We start from the raw sequence: 18,456 nt of genomic DNA, 5'->3' as shown, positions 1-18,456 counted from the left end.
AATCAGGCCTCCATGACTTCGACAAGGGCGCGCCCGACACGGGCAGGTCCCGGAAAATAGTCCCACTCCTGCGCATGCGGGTAAGGCGTATCCCAGCCCGCGACGCGGACGACGGGGGCCTCAAGGTGATAAAAACAATGTTCCTGCACCAGCGACACGACTTCGGCCCCGAAGCCGGAGGTCAACGTCGCCTCATGCACCATGACGCAGCGGCCGGTCTTGGAGACGGACTTCACGATGGTATCTAGATCGAGCGGCAGCAGGCTGCGAAGGTCGATGATCTCGGCATCCACACCCGTCTCTTCCGCCGCCGCCAGCGCCACATGCACCATGGTGCCATAAGCGATGACGGTGACAGCGTTTCCGGGACGGCGTATCTCGGCCTTGCCGATGGGAATGGTGTAGTGCCCTTCCGGCACCTCCCCCATCTCGTGTTTGGACCAGGGCGTTACCGGCCGGTCGTGATGCCCATCGAAGGGACCGTTATAAAGCCGCTTCGGCTCCAGAAACATCACCGGGTCGGGGTCTTCAATGGAGGCGATCAGCAGCCCCTTGGCGTCATAAGGATTTGAAGGAACCACCACCTTCAACCCGCAGACATGGGTAAAAAGCGCTTCCGGGCTCTGGCTGTGCGTCTGCCCGCCAAAAATGCCCCCGCCGGTCGGCATTCTGAGAACGATGGGGCAGGTGAAATCGCCATTGGAGCGATAGCGGATACGCGCCGCCTCCTGGGTGATCTGGTCATAGGCGGGATACATGTAATCGGCGAACTGGATTTCGACACAGGGCCGCAGGCCATAAGCGGCCATGCCGATGGCGGTGCCGACAATGCCGGATTCGCTGATCGGAGCATCGAAACAGCGGGTCTTGCCGTATTTTCCCTGCAGCCCCTGCGTGGCGCGGAACACGCCGCCGAAATAGCCCACATCCTCGCCGAACACCACTACCTCGTCGCTGCGCTCCATGGACACATCCATGGCGCTGCGGACGGCTTCAATCATCGTCATTCTTGCCATGTCTTACCATCCTGCCTTCTGGCGCTGGCGGGCGAGATGCGGCGGCATCTCCTCGTAAACGCCTTCGAAAATATCCTTTTTCGGCGGTTTGCCGCCCTCATGCAGCGTGCCGTGGCTTTCCGCCTCGCGCTGCGCATCAAGCACCTCATCGGCAATTTCCGCCTCCGTCTGCCGGTGCCTTTCCTCCGACCAGACGCCGCGCAGGATGAGGTGTTTTTTGAGCCTCAGAACCGGGTCGCCCAGCGGCCATGCCTCGGATTCCGTCTTGGGACGATAGGCGCTCGGATCGTCCGACGTGGAATGGGCGCCGACACGATAGGTCACATATTCGATCAGCGTCGGGCCGAGATTGCGGCGCGCCCGTTCCACCGCCCAGCGCGCCACGGCATAAACGGCGAGATAATCATTGCCGTCGACCCGCAGTGCGGGAATGCCGAAGCCCAGGCCGCGCGCCGCAAAGGTGCCGGAGCCGCCGCGCGCGATGCCCTGAAAGGTGGAAATCGCCCATTGGTTATTGACGATATTGAGAACCACCGGGGCCTTGTAGGTGGAGGCAAAGACCATCGCCGAGTGAAAATCCGACTCCGCCGTCGAACCGTCGCCGATCCAGGCGGCTGCGATCTTCGTATCGCCCTTGATGGCCGACGCCATCGCCCAGCCGACCGCCTGCACATATTGCGTGGCGAGATTGCCGGAGACGGTGAAGAAACCATGCTCCTTCGAGGAATAAAGCACCGGCAACTGCCGCCCGTGCAGCGGATCCAGTTCGTTGGAATAGATCTGGTTCATCATGGTGACGAGCGGATAATCATCGGCGATCAGTAAGCCCGCCTGCCGGTAGGTCGGGAAATTCATGTCGCCCTTGGAAAGCGCCTTGCGGAAGGCGCAGCTCACCGCCTCTTCACCCAGATGCTGCATGTAGAAGGAGGTCTTGCCCTGCCGCTGCGCCATCAGCATGCGCGCATCGAAAGCCCGAAGCCGCATCATGTTTTTGAGGCCTACCAGCAAGTCTTCATCCGAAAGCAGCCCGGCCCAGGGTCCGACGGCCTCGCCCTGATGATTGAGGACACGGATGATCGAATAGGCGAGATCGCGCATGCTTTCCGGCGCGGCGTCAACCTCCGGGCGCGGCACGGAACCGGCCTTGGGTATTTTCACATTGGAGAAATCCGGCTCCCCGCCGGGCCGCACCGCAGGTTCGGGAACATGCAGGCTGAGACGTGGCGTTTCGGTTATATCCATTCTACTCCTCCCGTCGCGATCTCCTCCAGACCGCGAAACAACTCTCAAAGGTTCCGCGCGATCACCATCCGCTGGACATCGCTGGTCCCCTCGTAAATCTGGCAGATGCGCACATCGCGATAGATCCGCTCCACCGGATAATCCGCCATGTAGCCGTAACCGCCGTGAATCTGGATGGCGTCCGAGCAGACGCGCTCGGCCATTTCGGAGGCGAAGAGCTTGGCCATCGAGGCCTCCGAAAGACAGGGCTCTCCCGCCTCCTTCAGCGCCGCCGCATGCAACACCAGCTGCCGCGCCGCCTCAATGCGCGTCGCCATGTCCGCGAGGCGAAACGCCACCGCCTGATGCTCCACGATTGCCTGCCCGAAGGCCTTGCGCTCGCGCGCATAATCCCGCGCCGCCTCGAAGGCGGCCTGCGCCATGCCGACCGCCTGCGCGGCGATGCCGATGCGCCCACCTTCCAGATTGGCAAGCGCGATGCGATACCCCTGCCCCTCTTCGCCCAGCCGCAGTTCGGCCGGGACCGCCATCTCGGTGAAAGCGATCTGGCAGGTATCGGATGAATGCAGGCCGAGCTTTTCTTCGACCCTTATGACCTCGTAACCCGGCGTATCGGTCGGCACGATGAACGCGCTGATGCCCTTCTTGCCCGCCTCCGCATCGGTAACTGCAAAGACGATGACGACATCGCCATTTTTACCCGAGGTGATGAATTGCTTCGCGCCATCGAGAATATATCGGTCGCCATCGCGCCGGGCGCGGGTCTTGAGGTTGGACGCATCTGAACCGGCCTGCGGTTCGGTCAGCGCAAAACCACCGATCCATTCGCCGGAGGCCAGTTTCGGCAGGAAACGCTGCTTCTGGTCTTCGGTCCCGAATTTCAGGATCGGCACGCAACCGACCGAATTATGCACACTCATGATGGTGGAACAGGCGCCGTCGCCGGCAGCGATTTCCTCCAGCGCCAGAGCATAAGCGACGGCACCGGTTTCCGAGCCGCCATAGTCCTCGGAGACCAGCATTCCGAGGAAGCCGAGGTCTCCCATCTCCTTCAGTTCGTCTTTCGGGAACCGGCTTTCCCGGTCACGCGAAGCAGCCCCAGGGGCTAGCCGCTCGCGGGCGAAATCGCGGGCCATGTCCCTGATCTGCTGCTGGGCTTCGTTCAGGATCATCGCCGCCTCCCTTAATGTCGCTCTATGCCGAGCGCGGTTGCTTCGCCACCGCCGATGCAGACGGCGGCCACGCCGCGTTTCAACCCGTGGCGCTGCAGGGCTGCCAGCAGGGTGACAACAATCCTCGCGCCGGAAGCGCCGATGGGATGGCCAAGCGCACACGCCCCGCCATGCACATTCACCTTCTCATGCGGCAGATCGAGATCGCGCATTGCCGCCATCGCCACCACGGCAAAGGCCTCGTTGATTTCGAACAGATCGATATCCTTCGCCGCCCAGCCGGTTTTATCGAACAGCTTTTTCATCGCGCCGATGGGAGCCGTTGGATATCCGGCGGGTGCATCCGCATAAGAGGTTTGGCCGATAATAGTCGCCAGCGGTGAAAGGCCCCGCCTTTCCGCTTCGGAGCGACGCATGAGAACGAGAGCGGCAGCGCCATCGGAAATCGAACTGGAATTGGCGGCCGTCACCGTTCCGCCATCGCGGAAGGCGGGCTTCAGTTGCGGGATTTTTTCCGGCTTCGCCTTGCCCGGCTGCTCGTCCACCGAGATATCCCCGACGGGCGCTATTTCCCCTTCGAAAGCCCCTTCAGCGATGGCCCGCCGGGCGCGCTCCAGCGAGGTCAGCGCATAGTCGTCCTGCATGGCACGGGTGAATTGGTGGGCTTCAGCACAATCTTCAGCGAAAGTGCCCATCAGCCGACCCTTGTCATAGGCGTCTTCGAGGCCATCCAGAAACATATGATCGGTGAGTTTGCCGTGGCCGAGACGATAGCCGTTGCGGGCGCGGTCCAAGAGATATGGCGCGTTGCTCATGCTTTCCATACCGCCCGCAAGCACGATGGAAGAGCTTCCCGCCGCAAGCTGGTCATGCGCCAGCATGATCGCCTTCATACCAGAGCCGCACATCTTGTTGATGGTCGTCGCGCCAACCGAGTTGGGGATTCCGGCGGCAATGGCCGCCTGTCTGGCCGGAGCCTGCCCCTGCCCGGCCGTAAGCACACAGCCCATCAGCACATCGTCAATATCAGTGGGTGGAACCGCAGCCCGTTCGACGGCCGCACGGATCGCCGCCGCACCGAGATCGGGCGCGGCCACCGATTTGAATTCGCCCTGGAACCCACCCATAGCAGTACGGGCGGCCCCGACGATCACGACAGGGTCATGCACAGCCAAATTCACCTCCCTTGGTCATTCTCTCACTTCAGAAAACGACCATCATCGCGATCTCCTCCAGACCTCGACAAAAGCATCGGACCGAAAAGTGTGCCGCGGTTTTCGGATAATCCGATGCCAAGCAAAAACCTAGAGCGGTCCATCGCTCTAGGTGAACGCTATCACTATCTCGAATTCATTTCAAAGCTATTTTGATTGACAGTTTTTTGATTGGCGATATCTTTGATCCAATAAATAGTCATATCATAGAGCAAATGATCCATGATTGAGCTTGACAGTTTCGACCGCAAGATTCTGCATGTGCTCGGCGATGACGGGCGGGTGAGCTGGCGTGACCTGGCAGCGCGGATAGGTCTTTCCTTCACGCCGACGCTGCGGCGCGTGCGCAAGCTGGAAGAGGAAGGCATCATTCGTGGCTATACCGCCGTGTTCGATGAGAACCGGCTGCTCGGCAATATGGGCGTCTTCATCTCCGTCACACTGGAACGGCAGATCAAGGAAGCGCTGACGACCTTCGAACACCATGTCGCCTCCATTCCGGAAGTGGTGGGCGGTTATCAGACCAGCGGCAGTTCGGATTATCTGATCCACGCCATGGTGCGGGATTTGCCACATTATCAGGAGCTTCTGGATTTCCTGACCACGGTTCCCGGCGTGTCGCGCATCCAGTCCAATTTCGCCATCAAGACATTCGTGCGCCGATCCGCCGCCTTCACCGGGGGTGACACACCGTAAAAATGAGGGTTGCCGGCGCGGAGGAGTTGCCGGCTGCTGACAAAAGGGACGGCTTGCTGTCCGGAGGAGGAGACGCGATGAGTTTGAACCTCGCCGCCATTTTCGATGCCGATCTCGGCCCGGAAATCGCAGCATTGCGCGACAGCGCAAGCGCATTCGCAGATGATAAAATTGCCCCCTTGGCGGCGGAGATCGACCGCGACGACCGTTTTCCACGTAAACTCTGGCCCGAGATGGGTGAGCTCGGTCTGCACGGCATCACGGTTTCAGAAGAATTCGGCGGTGCCGACATGGGCTATCTCGCCCATTGCGTGGCGATGGAGGAGATAAGCCGGGCTTCCGCTTCCATCGGCCTTTCCTATGGCGCCCATTCCAACCTCTGCATCAACCAGATCCACCGCTGGGGAACGCAAGAGCAGAAGCACAGATATCTGCCGAAGTTGGTCTCCGGCGAGCATGTCGGTTCACTCGCCATGAGCGAGACTGGGGCCGGTTCGGATGTCGTCTCAATGCGGCTGAAGGCGGAGCGCAAAGGCGACCGCTATGTGCTGAACGGCGCGAAAATGTGGATCACCAACGGCCACGAGGCCGATACGCTGGTGGTTTACGCCAAGACGGATATGTCGGCCGGCCCTCGCGGTATCACGGCCTTCCTGATCGAAAAGAGCTTCAAGGGGTTTCGCCCCGCCCAGAAACTCGACAAGCTCGGCATGCGCGGCTCACCCACTTCGGAACTGGTGTTTGAGGATTGCGAGGTGCCGGAAGAAAACATTCTCGGACGCCTCAATGATGGCGTGACGGTGCTTATGAGCGGGCTGGATTACGAGCGCGCCGTGCTGGCCGCCGGCCCGGTCGGCATCATGCAGGCGGCCATCGATCTGGTGCTGCCCTATGCGCGTGAGCGTAAGCAGTTTGGCAAGCCTATCGGCGAATTCCAGCTGGTGCAGGGCAAGCTTGCCGATATCTACTCGTCCATGAATGCGTCGCGCGCCTATGTCTATGCCGTGGCGCGGGCCTGCGACAATGGCCGCATCACAAGGCAGGATGCGGCGGGCGCGATCCTCTTTGCCGCCGAGCGGGCGACGCAGGTGGCGCTGGATGCGATCCAGCTTCTCGGCGGCTCCGGCTATGTCACTGAAAGCCCGGCCGGAAGGCTGCTGCGCGACGCCAAGCTTTATGAGATCGGCGCAGGCACCAGCGAAATTCGCCGGATGCTGATCGGCCGCGAACTGGTCAAGGGCAACGGGTGAGGACACGATGAAGCTTACTTCAAGTCTGAACCGCGACCCGACCTTCGCTGCCAATGTCGATTTCATGTCGGGGCTGGTGGATGACCTGCGCCAACACGTCGAAAAAATCTCGAAAGGCGGCGGCGACAAGGCCCGTGAACGGCATCTTTCCCGCGGCAAATTGCTGACGCGCGACCGGATCGAAACACTTCTCGATCCCGGCAGCCCATTTCTCGAATTTTCGCAATTCGCAGCTTACGAGGTCTATGAAGAACCCGTTCCCGCCGCTGGCATCGTCACCGGCATCGGCCGGGTCTCCGGCCGCGAATGTGTGATTGTCGCCAATGACGCGACGGTAAAGGGCGGCACCTATTATCCGCTGACGGTGAAGAAACACCTGCGCGCGCAGGAAATCGCCACTGAGAACCGCCTGCCCTGCATCTATCTGGTGGATTCCGGCGGTGCGAACCTGCCCAATCAGGACGAGGTGTTTCCCGACCGCGATCATTTCGGCCGCATCTTCTACAATCAGGCCAACATGTCGGCGCAAGGTATCGCCCAGATTGCCGTGGTGATGGGCAGTTGCACGGCGGGCGGGGCCTATGTGCCTGCCATGAGCGACCAGTCCGTCATCGTCAAAAATCAAGGCACGATCTTCCTCGGCGGCCCGCCGCTGGTGAAGGCCGCGACCGGCGAGGTGGTGAGCGCGGAAGAGCTGGGCGGCGCGGATGTGCATTCGCGACAATCCGGCGTTACCGATCATTATGCTCGCGACGACCGCCACGCGCTGGCGCTGACCCGGCGGATCGTTTCCACGCTCAACCGTCGCAAACAGGTGGAACTGGATATTCGCGAACCGACGGAGCCGCTATATCCGGCTGAAGAGCTCTATGGCATCGTTCCCGCCGATACGAGAAAACCCTTCGAGGTGCGCGAGATCATCGCGCGTCTGGTGGACGGTTCCGAATTCGATGAGTTCAAGGCGCTTTACGGCACGACTTTGGTCTGCGGTTTCGCCCATATCCATGGTTATCCTGTCGGCATCATCGCCAATAACGGCATTCTGTTTTCGGAATCGGCGCTGAAGGGGGCGCATTTCATCGAGCTCTGCTGCCAGCGTGGCATCCCCTTGGTTTTCCTGCAAAACATCACCGGCTTCATGGTCGGCAAGGCCTATGAGGCGGGCGGCATCGCCAAGGATGGCGCCAAGCTCGTGACCGCCGTCGCATCGGCTAAAGTGCCGAAATTCACCGTCATCATCGGCGGCTCGTTCGGTGCCGGCAATTACGGCATGTGCGGGCGGGCCTATTCACCGCGCTTTTTGTGGATGTGGCCGAATGCCCGCATTTCCGTGATGGGCGGCGAACAGGCAGCCTCCGTTCTGGCGCAAATCCGCCGCGACGGCATCGAGGCCGATGGCCGCCACTGGTCGAAAGAAGGCGAAGAGGCGTTCAAACAGCCGATCCGGGAAAAATACGAGCGGGAGGGCCATCCCTATTATGCCAGCGCGCGACTTTGGGACGATGGCATCATCGACCCCAAGGATACCCGTCTGGTACTCGGCCTCGGGCTTTCCGCCGCGCTCAATGCACCGATTGAACCTACCCGTTTCGGCATATTCAGGATGTGAGGCGACCATGTTCTCGAAAATACTGATCGCCAACAGGGGCGAAATCGCCTGCCGCATCATCCGCACCGCCGCCAGGATGGGTATCCGCACCGTCGCGATCTATTCGGAGGCCGACCGCAATTCCATGCATGTGGCGTTGGCCGATGAGGCCATTGCCATCGGCCCGGCACCGGCGCGCGCCTCCTATCTCGATGGCGAAAAAATCATCGCCGCCGCCAGGGCAAGCGGCGCGGAAGCGATCCATCCGGGTTACGGCTTTCTCTCCGAAAATGCCAGATTTGCCGAGGCCTGTGCCGCCGCCGGGCTCGTTTTCATCGGCCCGCCGCCGCAAGCAATCCACGCCATGGGCGGGAAGAGCGAGGCGAAGGCGTTGATGGCGAAGGCTGGCGTTCCCGTCGTGCCGGGTTATCACGGCGATGAACAGGCGGAGAAACGGCTGGCAAGCGAGGCCGACAAGATCGGTTATCCGGTGCTGCTCAAGGCCTCGGCCGGCGGCGGCGGCAAGGGCATGCGCATCGTCCGGCAAAAGTGCGACTTCGCAGCGGAGCTTGCCAGCGCAAAACGCGAAGCGCTGGCCGCCTTCGGCAATGACCGCATGCTGATCGAAAAATACCTTGAACGGCCGCGCCATGTGGAAGTGCAAGTCTTTGCCGACGGCCAGGGCAAGTGTGTTTCGCTTTTCGAGCGCGACTGCTCGATCCAGCGCCGGCACCAGAAGGTCGTAGAGGAAGCCCCTGCCCCCGGTCTGCCCGATGCGCTTCGGCAGCGCATGTATGAAGCGGCGGTCGCCGCCGCCCGCGCCATCGATTATCGCGGCGCGGGAACGGTGGAATTCCTGCTCGACCCTTCCGGCGACTTCTATTTCATGGAAATGAATACGAGGCTTCAGGTCGAGCATCCGGTCACGGAATATATTACCGGTCTCGACCTGGTCGAATGGCAGATCCGCGTCGCCAACGGAGAGGCCCTGCCGGAAGACTGGACCGGACTCAGCATACACGGCCACGCCATCGAGGCGCGGATTTATGCCGAAGACCCGGCGCATGATTTCCTGCCGTCGATCGGCACGGTCAGCCATCTGGTTGTTCCCGATCAGGGCCCTCACGTCAGGATCGACAGCGGCATCCGCGCCGGCGACGCCATCACCGTGCATTACGATCCGATGATCGCCAAGCTGATCGTCTGGGACCGAGATCGCCCCTCGGCGGTGCGGCGTCTGCGGTTGGCGCTCGAAAATCTGGCGATCTGCGGCGTCACCAGCAATGCCGCCTTTCTTATGCGGCTTGCGGGACTGGAGGCCTTCGCGAACGCCGATCTCGACACCGGTTTCATCGCCCGTAACGAAGCGGCGCTGTTTGCTCCGGCAGCAACGGACGGGAACGAGATAGCCATGGCCGCGCTTGGCCTGCTGCTTGCACGGCAGAAAAACGGAAAACCGGGTTCGCAGGCCGATCCCAATAGCCCATGGAACATGACTGCCGCCTTCCGCCTCAACGCGCCGGCAAGGGAAACGCTGTATTTCGTGTTTGACAACCAGCCGCTGAGTGTCGGCGTCACGCATGCGGCGGAGGGTTTTTCGCTGGAGATCGACGGACGGGCGATCAGCGCCTATGGCGGCCTTTCGGACGACGGTAAATTCCGAGCGACCGTGGAAGGCAGGAAAAGGCAGGGCCATTTCTTTGCAGAGGATGGCCGTTACGCACTTTTTCTGGGTGGCGACCATTATCGCATCAGCCAGCCGGATCCTGCCGATATCGCGGATTCCGCTCCCCATACCGGCGGTCTGGAAGCACCTATGCCCGGCGTCATCCGCGCCTTGCTGAGCAGCAACGGTGCCGCGGTTGAGGCCGGCGAGGCCCTTGTGGTGATGGAGGCGATGAAAATGGAGCACACGATCCGCGCGCCAGCGAAAGGCACCGTCACGGCCATCAATTGCATTGAGGGCGATATGGTCGCCGCCGGTGCGGTGCTGGTGGATTTCGAGCCGGAGGCCAGTTGAGATGAGTTGGCCTCAAACCGTCAAAATCGTCGAAGTGGGCGCGCGTGACGGCTTACAGAACGAAAGCGCCGAGGTTCCAGCCGCCATCAAGATCGAGCTGATCGAACGGCTGGCCGCAGCCGGATTGGCGGCGGTGGAAGCGGGTGCTTTCGTCTCACCCAAAAAAGTGCCGCAAATGGCGGGTTCGAAGGAGGTTTTTCAGGGCCTCGAAAGGCGACCCGGCACCGCCTATCCGGCACTCGTTCCCAATATGAAAGGTTTCGAGGCCGCCCTTGATGCCGGCGTGACGGAAATCGCCGTTTTCGTCTCCGCATCCGAAGGGTTCAGCCAGCACAATATCGGCTGCTCGCGCGCCGAAAGCCTCGAGCGCCTGCGCGATGTCGCATCAGCCGCGGCCGGCCGGAACATCCTCATGCGCGGTTACCTCTCCTGCATAGCCGGCTGCCCCTATGACGGTACGGTTGCACAAGATGACGTGGCGGCGATGGCCGAAACGCTCATCGCGCTAGGCTGTTACGAAATTTCGCTCGGCGATACGATCGGCATCGGCACGGCGGAGCAGATTCGCAATCTCATCAAGCGGGTGTCTGCCCGCATCCCGCGTGAAAAACTCGCCATGCATTTCCACGATACCTATGGGCAGGGCGTCGCCAATGTGCTGGCCTCGCTGGATGAAGGTATATCCGTCTTCGACAGTTCGGTGGCCGGGCTGGGCGGCTGCCCCTTTGCACCGGGGGCGAGCGGCAACGTCGCCACTGAAGACGTCGTTTATCTGCTGCGGGGGCTTGGCATTAAAACCGGTATCGACCTGATGGCGGTGGCAAAAACCGGAGACTGGATCAGCCGGCATCTTGGCAGACCGAATGCGGCGCGCGCCGGCAAGGCGCTGCTTGCAGCAAGAAAGGAGGGTGACGCGCATGGCGGATGAGTTGCTGAGCGAAAGGCGCAAGGACGTTCTCTGGCTGACGCTCAACCGGCCGGAGGTGCACAATGCCTTAAATGCCGCGATGACGGACGCCCTGACGACGGCCATCCGCACGGCATCCGGTGATGGCGGCCTGCGCGCCGTGGTGATAACGGCTGCGGGAGACCGCAGCTTCTGCTCCGGGGCCGATCTGAAAGAAAGCGCCGGCGGCATGTTCCTCTCGCGGGATGGAACCAACCCTATTGCCGATGTGATGCGTGCCATCGAGGGCTGCGACAGGCCCGTCATCGCCCGCATCAACGGCCGGGTTCTGGCCGGCGGGCTTGGCCTCATCGCCGCCTGCGATCTCGCCTATGCCGCCGACCATGCCGAATTCGGCCTGCCGGAAGTCCGCGTCGGGCTTTTCCCGGCCATGGTGGCGGCGAAGCTTCTGGCGAAGATACCTCTGAGCCAGCTTCAGGAAATGGCCTATCTTGGAGCCGCGATAAACGCCGCTGATGCGGAGCGCCTTGGCCTCGTCAATCGGGTCGTCCCGTCGGCCGAACTCGATGGCGTGGTCGAGGATGTTCTCGCCCGGTTGCGGCAGAATGCGCCAGGCGCCATCGCGGCCGGAAAGGCGGCGTTGCTGAAGATGCGCGATATGCCCTCCAGCGAGCGGCTCGCCTTTGCCGAAAACGTCATCGCCACGATCAGCGGCAGCAACGAGGCGCGGGAGGGGCGATTGGCCTTTGCCGAAAAAAGGAAACCGCTCTGGGTGGAGTGATCGCCGCCATCTGGCCGAGCACCGGTTTTCTTAAAAGTCGTCATAGGGTTAATCGATAGTCCCGATGCGTCCGTTGACCCCGTTCGGCAAATCGAGTTCTATCCAGCACCTTTCGCCGGGCGGCGATTGGGGAAGCCGGAGGAGACCCATGCAGCTTGTAAAAACCGTCGCCGAATTGCGGGATGCCACCGCTACTTTTCGCCGTGCGGGCAAAACCATCGGCTTCGTACCGACAATGGGCTTTCTCCATATCGGCCATCTGACGCTCGTTGCCCAATCCAAGGCGGAAAACGACGTGACGGTGGTTTCGATCTTCGTTAACCCACTGCAATTCGGTGCGAATGAGGATCTGGCCCGTTACCCCCGCGATCTCGCCCGGGACAGCGCATTGCTGGAAGAGGCGGGCATCGACATTCTTTTCGCACCAGACGTCTCCGAAATGTATCCGCGCCCAATGCAGACGGTCGTGGATGTGCCCGAACTGGGAAGCCAGCTGGAAGGCGCGGTGCGGCCGGGGCATTTCGCCGGTGTTGCGACCGTCGTGACCAAGCTCTTTAACCTCGTCCAGCCGGACGCCGCCTATTTCGGGGAGAAGGATTATCAGCAGGTAACGCTGATCCGCCGCATGGTCGAGGACCTTGCCCAGCCGGTGCGGGTCGTGCCAGTCGCTACGGTGCGCGAAGCCGATGGGCTGGCCTGTTCGTCACGTAACGTTTATCTGAGCCATGCGGAACGCGCCGCCGCGGTGATCGTGCCGCGCGCACTCGATGAGGCGGAACGGCTTTATGGCGAGGGTTTCGACGACCCCGCCGCATTCGAAGCCGCGATAGAAAAATTCATCGCCGCCGAACCGCTGGCCTTGCCGGAAGTCGTTGCGGTGCGCGATCCCGATACGCTCACCCCCGTTGCTTCATTGCAGGCGGGACCGGTGCTGGTGGCGCTGTTCGTCAGGCTCGGCAGCACGAGGCTCCTCGACAACCGCGTCATCGGGCGCGACAGGATCAATCAACGGGAGGCGGCCGAATGAGCGCCCATGGAAAACACAAGCGGCTGACGACGGCCTCCATCCGGCAGATGAAGGGCGACGCGCGCATCGTCTGCCTGACCGCCTATACCACGCCGATTGCCCGCCTTCTCGATCCGCATTGCGATCTGCTCCTGGTCGGCGATTCCCTCGGCATGGTGCTTTACGGCATGGACACGACGGTCGGCGTCACGCTGGATATGATGATCGCCCATGGCCGCGCCGTCATGCGCGGCGTCGAACATGCCTGCGTCATCGTCGATCTTCCCTTCGGTACCTATCAGGAATCCAAGGAACAGGCGTTCCGCAATGCCGTGCGGCTGATGCAGGAAACCGGCTGCGACGGCGTGAAGCTGGAAGGCGGCGAGGAAATGGCGGAGACCATCGCCTTTCTGGTGGCGCGCGGCATTCCGGTGTTCGGCCATGTCGGGCTCATGCCGCAGCTGGTGCACACCGCCGGCGGCTTCCGCTCGCTCGGACATTCGGATGCGGAGACGCAGAAGATCTGGCGTGACGCGATTGCGGTCGATCAGGCCGGCGCCTTCGCGATTGTCGTGGAAGGTACCGTTGAGCCGCTGGCCCGCGAACTGACCGAAAAGCTCGCCGCGCCCACGGTTGGCATCGGCGCATCGCCGGCCTGCGACGGGCAGGTGCTCGTTTCCGACGACATGCTCGGCCTTTTCACCGATTTCAAACCGAAATTCGTCAAGCGTTTCGCCGATCTGGGCCCGGCGGTTTCGGAAGCAGCGGCCGCTTATGCCGATGAGGTTCGCTCGGGGGCGTTTCCCGGGCCGGAGCATACGTTTCAGGTACGCCGGCAATCGCCTTCGGGGAAGTGACACTATTTCCGTCATGCCGGACTCGATCCGGCATCCAGCCACGGCGCGTCTGCGCCGTGAAAGACTCTTGCGCGATCAAGGACTTGATCGCACACTAGACCCCGGATCAAGTCCGGGGTGACGGGTGTGAGGGACGTCCCTATACAATCCCGCCGCTGCCGCCAACCGAAGCCGGGCGCTTCGCCGCAACATGGCTGCGATAGCCGCTCGCACGATAAGTCGCGACCGGATCGATAGCGCCGCCCGCCAATTGCCGGGCCTGCGCAAGAATCGGTTCCACATCGGTGCGATAGGCCCGCTTCAGCATATCGGAAGCCATCAGCGCATCATTGTCCTGCTGGTAACCGTCGAGAGCCGCGCGATCCACCAGCAATGCCTGCGCATAGGCGCGGCGGATTTCATTGGCGCTGGAGATCAGGCTTTCAATCGGGTCCGTCACATTATGCGACTGGTCGATCATATGGGCCGGATGGAAACCTTTCACGCCGCGATATTCCGCATCCACCAGCTCGTTGAAAACGAGGAACAGGCGGTATGGCTCGATCGAGCCGGCATCCAGATCATCATCGCCATATTTGCTGTCGTTGAAATGGAAACCCCCGAGCTTGCCGAACTGGATGAGCCGGGCGACGATCATTTCGATATTGGTGTTCGGCGCATGATGGCCGAGGTCGACGAGGCAGAAGGCCTTTTCGCCGAGCGTATTGGCGATGAGGTAATTGGTGCCCCAGTCCTGCACGACGGTGGAATAAAAGGCCGGCTCGTACATCTTGTGTTCGGAAAAGATGCGCCAGTCATCCGGCAGCGCCTTGTAGATATCGGCCATGGCGGCGAGATAACGCTCGAAACTTCTGGTGAAATTGCTCTGGCCGGGGAAATTCGAACCATCACCCACCCACACCGTCAGCGCCTTCGAGCCGATGGCATTGCCGATCTCAATACACTCTATGTTGTGCTCGACGGCCTGCCGGCGCGTAGCGGCATCCGTGTGGCTGAGCGAACCGTATTTGTAGGAATGGCTCTGGCCGGGCGCATCCGAAAACGTGTTGGAATTCATGGCGTCGAAGCCGAGACCCAGCGCATCGGCATGGCTCTTCAGCCGCTTCGGGTCTTCCTTGTCCCACGGAATATGCAGGGAAACATTGGGCGTCGCCCGTGTCAGCTGGTTGATGACGGCGCAATCATCCAGCTTGTCGAAAATGCCGCGCGGCTCGCCCGTGCCGGGAAAACGGGCAAAACGGGTGCCGCCGGTGCCAACGCCCCAGGAGGGCACGGCGACGAAAAATTCCGCGACCTTGGCAGTAACGGCCTCGATATCGATATTGCGGCGCGCAAGCTGGTTGCCCAGCGCCTGATAATCGTCCTTCAGCGCGTGAGCACGCTTGTCGTTTTCCGCCGCGATCACATCGGCAGCGATTTTTGTCTCGGTCATCTCTTCCTCCCCGGAATGGCTCCAGTGCGTGCTAGTTCATCGCCCCGCCTCCGTCATTCCGGCCTTGAGCCGGAATGACGGAGGTAAGACGTGCCGAAATTCCTACCGCGTAAAACTCTGCGCATTACCGGCATCGACATTGATGATGTTGCCGGTGGACTTGGCGGAGGCGTCGGACGCCAGGAAGTAGATCGCCTCGGCGATATCTTCCGGGAAGACATTGAGCTTCAGCATGGAACGCTTGCGGTAATGTTCCTCCAGATCGGTCACTTCGATCTTGGACGAGGCCGCGCGCTGCTCACGCCACTCACCGTTCCAGATTTTCGAACCGCGCAGCACGGCGTCGGGATTGACGGTGTTGACGCGAATGCCGGCGTCCGCGCCCTCAAGCGCAAGGCAACGGGCGAGATGAATTTCCGCAGCTTTCGCCGTGCAGTAAGCGGAGGCGTTTGGCGAAGAGGCAAGACCGTTCTTGGAAGCAACGAAGACCACGTTGCCGCCGAGATTCTGACGCCGCAGCAGCCGGAACGCTTCCCGAGAGACGAGGAAATAACCTGTCGCGAGAATGTCGATATTCTTGTTCCACATGGCAAGTGTGGTGTCTTCCACCGGCGCGGAGGAAGCGATGCCGGCATTGGAGACGAGAATATCCACACCGCCGAATTCCACGCTGGCCTCTGCGAAAGCGGAGATGACCGCGTCTTCCTGCGTCACATCGAGCTTGACGCTGCGCACCGCATCAGCACTGTAACGCTTGGCAAAATCGCCCCTGGCGGTTTCCAGCGCCGCCTCGTCAATATCGGCCAGAACCACGCAGGCGCCCTCGCCCGCCAGCCGTTCCGCCGTCGCCCGGCCGATGCCGCCGGCGCCGCCGGTGACGAAGGCGACGCGGCCGGCGAGGCTCTTCGGCTTCGGCATGCGCTGAAGCTTTGCCTCTTCCAGCAGCCAATATTCGATATCGAAGGCTTCCTGCTCGGGAAGGCCCTGATATTCGGACACGGTGGAAGCACCGCGCATGACGTTGATGGCGTTGACGTAAAATTCGCCGGCGATGCGGGCGGTGGCCTTGTCCTTGGCAAAAGACAACATGCCAACGCCGGGGATCAGGAAAATCACCGGATTCGGATCGCGCATCTTCGGCGAATTATCGTGGCGGCAGGCTTCATAGTAGCGGGTATAATCGGCGCGGTAAGCTTCAAGCGCCTTGTCGAGGCCGGCCGTCAGCGCATCCACATCGGGATTGGCCGTATCGAGATCGAGGATCAGCGGACGGATTTTCGTGCGCAGGAAGTGATCCGGGCAGGATGTGCCGAGCGCACCCAGCGGCTTCAGGTCTTTCGAGTTGACGAATTCGAGAACCGCCTCCTGATCGTCGAAATGGCCGAGCTTGCGTTCCTCACGGCCGATGCGGCCACGGATTTCCGGCATCAACCGGGCGGCGATGGCGCGGCGTTCGGCAAGAGGCAGGCTCTTCGCCACCGCGCCGCCAAAAATCGCCTTGCCTTCGGTCTTGGCCGCAAACCATTCGATGGCCTTGTTGATGATGGCAAGCGTCAGCTCGTAACACGCCTTGGCGTCGTTATCCCAGGTGAACAGGCCGTGGCTTTCCAGCACGACGCCCTTGGCCTTCGGGTTGGCCTTGACGAAAGCTTCGAGATCGAGACCCAGCTGGAAACCGGGGCGACGCCAGGGCAGCCAGCCGATATCGTCACCGAAAATCTGCTGCGTCAGCTCTTTCGAATTCTTCGAGGCGGCGATGGCGATGATCGCGTCCGGATGCATATGGTCGACATGATCGTAGGGCACGAAACCGTGCAGCGGCGTATCGATGGAAGCCGCACGCGGATTGAGGTTGAAGGTGCAATGCGGCAGGAAGCCGACCATGCGGTCCTCATCCTCGACGCCCTTGTAAATGCCCTTCAGCGCTTCCAGCTTGTCGAGATAAAGCGTTGCAAAACCATCGAGCTTGATGGTGCCGACATCGCCGCCGGAGCCCTTCACCCACATGACGCGAACTTTCTCGCCCGTCAGCGGATCGGCCTCAAGCACCTTTGCGGATGTATTGCCGCCGCCATAATTGGTGATGCGCTTATCGGCACCGAGCAGATTGGAGCGATAAAGCAGCTTGCCCGGCTCATCGAGCGTTTTGGCATAGGCATCGTCCCAACGGCTTTCGAGAAGGCGGGATTTTCCCGTCATGTCTTCCTCCCAATATCTGTCTGCATTCGCGGAGCCGATACCGGCCCGCCTCCTTTGATGGCAGATATCGCGCATCCAAAAGCATAATGTCAATCAAAAACGATCATAAATTTTCATGTTGCAGCGCGATATTGATTAATTTGATCGTTCTTGATTGACAACGTAAAGAGATTGCGAATAATCACGATCAGGAGGACCCCATGCACGAACGCGAACGCCATCGCATCATCTTGAGCGCCACGCAGGAAAAAGCTGTCGTGACGGTGCAGGATATTGCCGAACTGACGGATGCGTCTGAAGCGACGATCCGCCGGGATATCGCGTCCCTGCACGTTCAGGGCAAATTGCGCCGCGTGCGCGGCGGGGCCGAAGCGGTGCATCCGCCGCAGCTCGGCAATCTGGCCGCAAGGCCGTTCCGCGTGTCCGAATCGGTCAATATCGACAAGAAACGCGCAATTGCGCGCAAGGCGGTCGATCTGTGCCACGATGGCGATGCGATCATCCTGAATGGCGGCACGACGACATTCCAGATGGTGCATTACATGGCGGCGCGCCGCCTGCAAGTCATGACCAATTCTTTCGCCATCGCGGAGCATCTGGTCAAACATTCCAAATGCAGTGTCAGCGTGCCGGGCGGCGCGATCTATCGCGACCAGAGCCTTATCCTGTCGCCTTTCGAGAATGATGCGATCCGCAATTTTTATGCGCGGCGGATTTTTCTCGGTGCGCAGGGCGTGGGAGCGCTTGGCATCATGGAATCCGATGCGCTGGTGATCCAGAGCGAGCAGAAGCTGATGCGACAGGCGGAAGAGCTTATCGTGATGGTCGATTCTTCGAAATTCAGAAAGCGTTCCAGCCTCATTTTATGCCCGCTCGAAAATGTCTCGACCATCATTACCGATGACGGGATTTCCGACGAGGCGGCGAGGATGGTGGAAGATGCCGGCGTCGAACTACTGGTCGTCGGCGCGGTGAGGGATGGCAAGACAGCCGCCCCGCCGGATGAAGAAGATTCTTCTTCGGTCGCCTGAGGAGCACCGGAGAGAGGAAAAAGGTTCAAAACGGGAGGAAAAGGG

Annotated in this window: 15 protein-coding genes; 9 read left to right on the top strand and 6 right to left on the bottom strand. The window is 61.1% G+C overall.

Going from position 1 to position 18,456, the window contains the following annotated elements; all coding sequences use genetic code 11:
• Window positions 1–2 precede the first annotated feature (2 nt).
• The 4 genes from BTE54_RS18315 to BTE54_RS18300 are packed head-to-tail and all read right to left on the bottom strand — an operon-like array spanning window position 3 to window position 4,605.
• Window positions 3–1,016 carry an alpha-ketoacid dehydrogenase subunit beta gene (locus BTE54_RS18315; RefSeq protein ID WP_078053449.1) on the bottom strand — a complete coding sequence of 338 codons (1,014 nt, stop codon included), beginning with the start codon at window positions 1,014–1,016 and terminating at the stop codon, window positions 3–5.
• A 3-nt stretch (window positions 1,017–1,019) separates the two neighbouring features.
• Window positions 1,020–2,258: a 3-methyl-2-oxobutanoate dehydrogenase (2-methylpropanoyl-transferring) subunit alpha gene (locus BTE54_RS18310; protein ID WP_078053448.1), complete on the bottom strand. Its 1,239-nt coding sequence runs from the start codon at window positions 2,256–2,258 to the stop codon at window positions 1,020–1,022.
• Window positions 2,259–2,302: 44 nt separating this feature from the next.
• Window positions 2,303–3,430 (bottom strand): acyl-CoA dehydrogenase family protein, encoded by a 1,128-nt coding sequence (locus tag BTE54_RS18305; RefSeq protein ID WP_078053447.1) that lies wholly within the window; start codon window positions 3,428–3,430, stop codon window positions 2,303–2,305.
• A gap of 11 nt (window positions 3,431–3,441) precedes the next feature.
• Window positions 3,442–4,605, bottom strand: a complete 1,164-nt coding sequence (locus BTE54_RS18300) for an acetyl-CoA C-acyltransferase (RefSeq protein WP_078053446.1) — start codon at window positions 4,603–4,605, stop codon at window positions 3,442–3,444.
• Between the two features lie 261 nt (window positions 4,606–4,866).
• On the opposite strand from BTE54_RS18300, the gene BTE54_RS18295 reads away from it, so the two are divergent.
• The 8 genes from BTE54_RS18295 (at window position 4,867) to panB (ending at window position 13,749) form a co-directional block, all read left to right on the top strand.
• Complete coding sequence (locus BTE54_RS18295; protein ID WP_003524741.1) at window positions 4,867–5,340, top strand: Lrp/AsnC family transcriptional regulator; 474 nt, start codon at window positions 4,867–4,869, stop codon at window positions 5,338–5,340.
• Window positions 5,341–5,417: 77 nt separating this feature from the next.
• Entirely contained in the window at window positions 5,418–6,590 is a 1,173-nt protein-coding gene (locus BTE54_RS18290) for an isovaleryl-CoA dehydrogenase (RefSeq protein ID WP_078053445.1), read from the top strand.
• Between the two features lie 7 nt (window positions 6,591–6,597).
• Window positions 6,598–8,199, top strand: coding sequence for a carboxyl transferase domain-containing protein (locus tag BTE54_RS18285; protein WP_078053444.1), 1,602 nt, complete (start codon window positions 6,598–6,600; stop codon window positions 8,197–8,199).
• Between the two features lie 7 nt (window positions 8,200–8,206).
• Entirely contained in the window at window positions 8,207–10,198 is a 1,992-nt protein-coding gene (locus tag BTE54_RS18280) for an acetyl/propionyl/methylcrotonyl-CoA carboxylase subunit alpha (protein ID WP_078053443.1), read from the top strand.
• 1 nt (window position 10,199) lies between these two features.
• Window positions 10,200–11,126, top strand: coding sequence for a hydroxymethylglutaryl-CoA lyase (locus tag BTE54_RS18275; protein WP_078053442.1), 927 nt, complete (start codon window positions 10,200–10,202; stop codon window positions 11,124–11,126).
• Window positions 11,116–11,886: an enoyl-CoA hydratase-related protein gene (locus BTE54_RS18270; protein ID WP_078053441.1), complete on the top strand. Its 771-nt coding sequence runs from the start codon at window positions 11,116–11,118 to the stop codon at window positions 11,884–11,886. The genes BTE54_RS18275 and BTE54_RS18270 overlap by 11 nt, the downstream gene beginning before the upstream one ends.
• A gap of 148 nt (window positions 11,887–12,034) precedes the next feature.
• Window positions 12,035–12,913 carry a pantoate--beta-alanine ligase gene (gene panC, locus BTE54_RS18265; RefSeq protein ID WP_078053440.1) on the top strand — a complete coding sequence of 293 codons (879 nt, stop codon included), beginning with the start codon at window positions 12,035–12,037 and terminating at the stop codon, window positions 12,911–12,913.
• Window positions 12,910–13,749, top strand: a complete 840-nt coding sequence (gene panB, locus BTE54_RS18260) for a 3-methyl-2-oxobutanoate hydroxymethyltransferase (RefSeq protein ID WP_078053439.1) — start codon at window positions 12,910–12,912, stop codon at window positions 13,747–13,749. The genes panC and panB overlap by 4 nt, the downstream gene beginning before the upstream one ends.
• A gap of 139 nt (window positions 13,750–13,888) precedes the next feature.
• On the opposite strand, the gene rhaI is transcribed toward panB, so the two are convergent.
• Window positions 13,889–15,181, bottom strand: a complete 1,293-nt coding sequence (gene rhaI / locus BTE54_RS18255) for an L-rhamnose catabolism isomerase (RefSeq protein WP_078053438.1) — start codon at window positions 15,179–15,181, stop codon at window positions 13,889–13,891.
• Between the two features lie 102 nt (window positions 15,182–15,283).
• Complete coding sequence (locus BTE54_RS18250) at window positions 15,284–17,380, bottom strand: bifunctional rhamnulose-1-phosphate aldolase/short-chain dehydrogenase (protein WP_078053437.1); 2,097 nt, start codon at window positions 17,378–17,380, stop codon at window positions 15,284–15,286.
• Window positions 17,381–17,580: 200 nt separating this feature from the next.
• Here BTE54_RS18250 and BTE54_RS18245 point away from each other — a divergent pair, with 200 nt between their 5' ends.
• A complete protein-coding gene (locus BTE54_RS18245; RefSeq protein WP_078053436.1) occupies window positions 17,581–18,411 on the top strand; it encodes a DeoR/GlpR family DNA-binding transcription regulator in 831 nt (276 codons plus the stop codon).
• Window positions 18,412–18,456: the final 45 nt, after the last annotated feature.

The sequence above is a fragment of the Agrobacterium sp. YIC 4121 genome, assembly GCF_002008205.1.
In the GTDB taxonomy this organism is placed as follows: domain Bacteria; phylum Pseudomonadota; class Alphaproteobacteria; order Rhizobiales; family Rhizobiaceae; genus Agrobacterium; species Agrobacterium leguminum.
The sequence above is the reverse complement of the archived record's forward strand: the minus strand, read 5'-3'. Positions and strand labels throughout refer to the sequence as shown.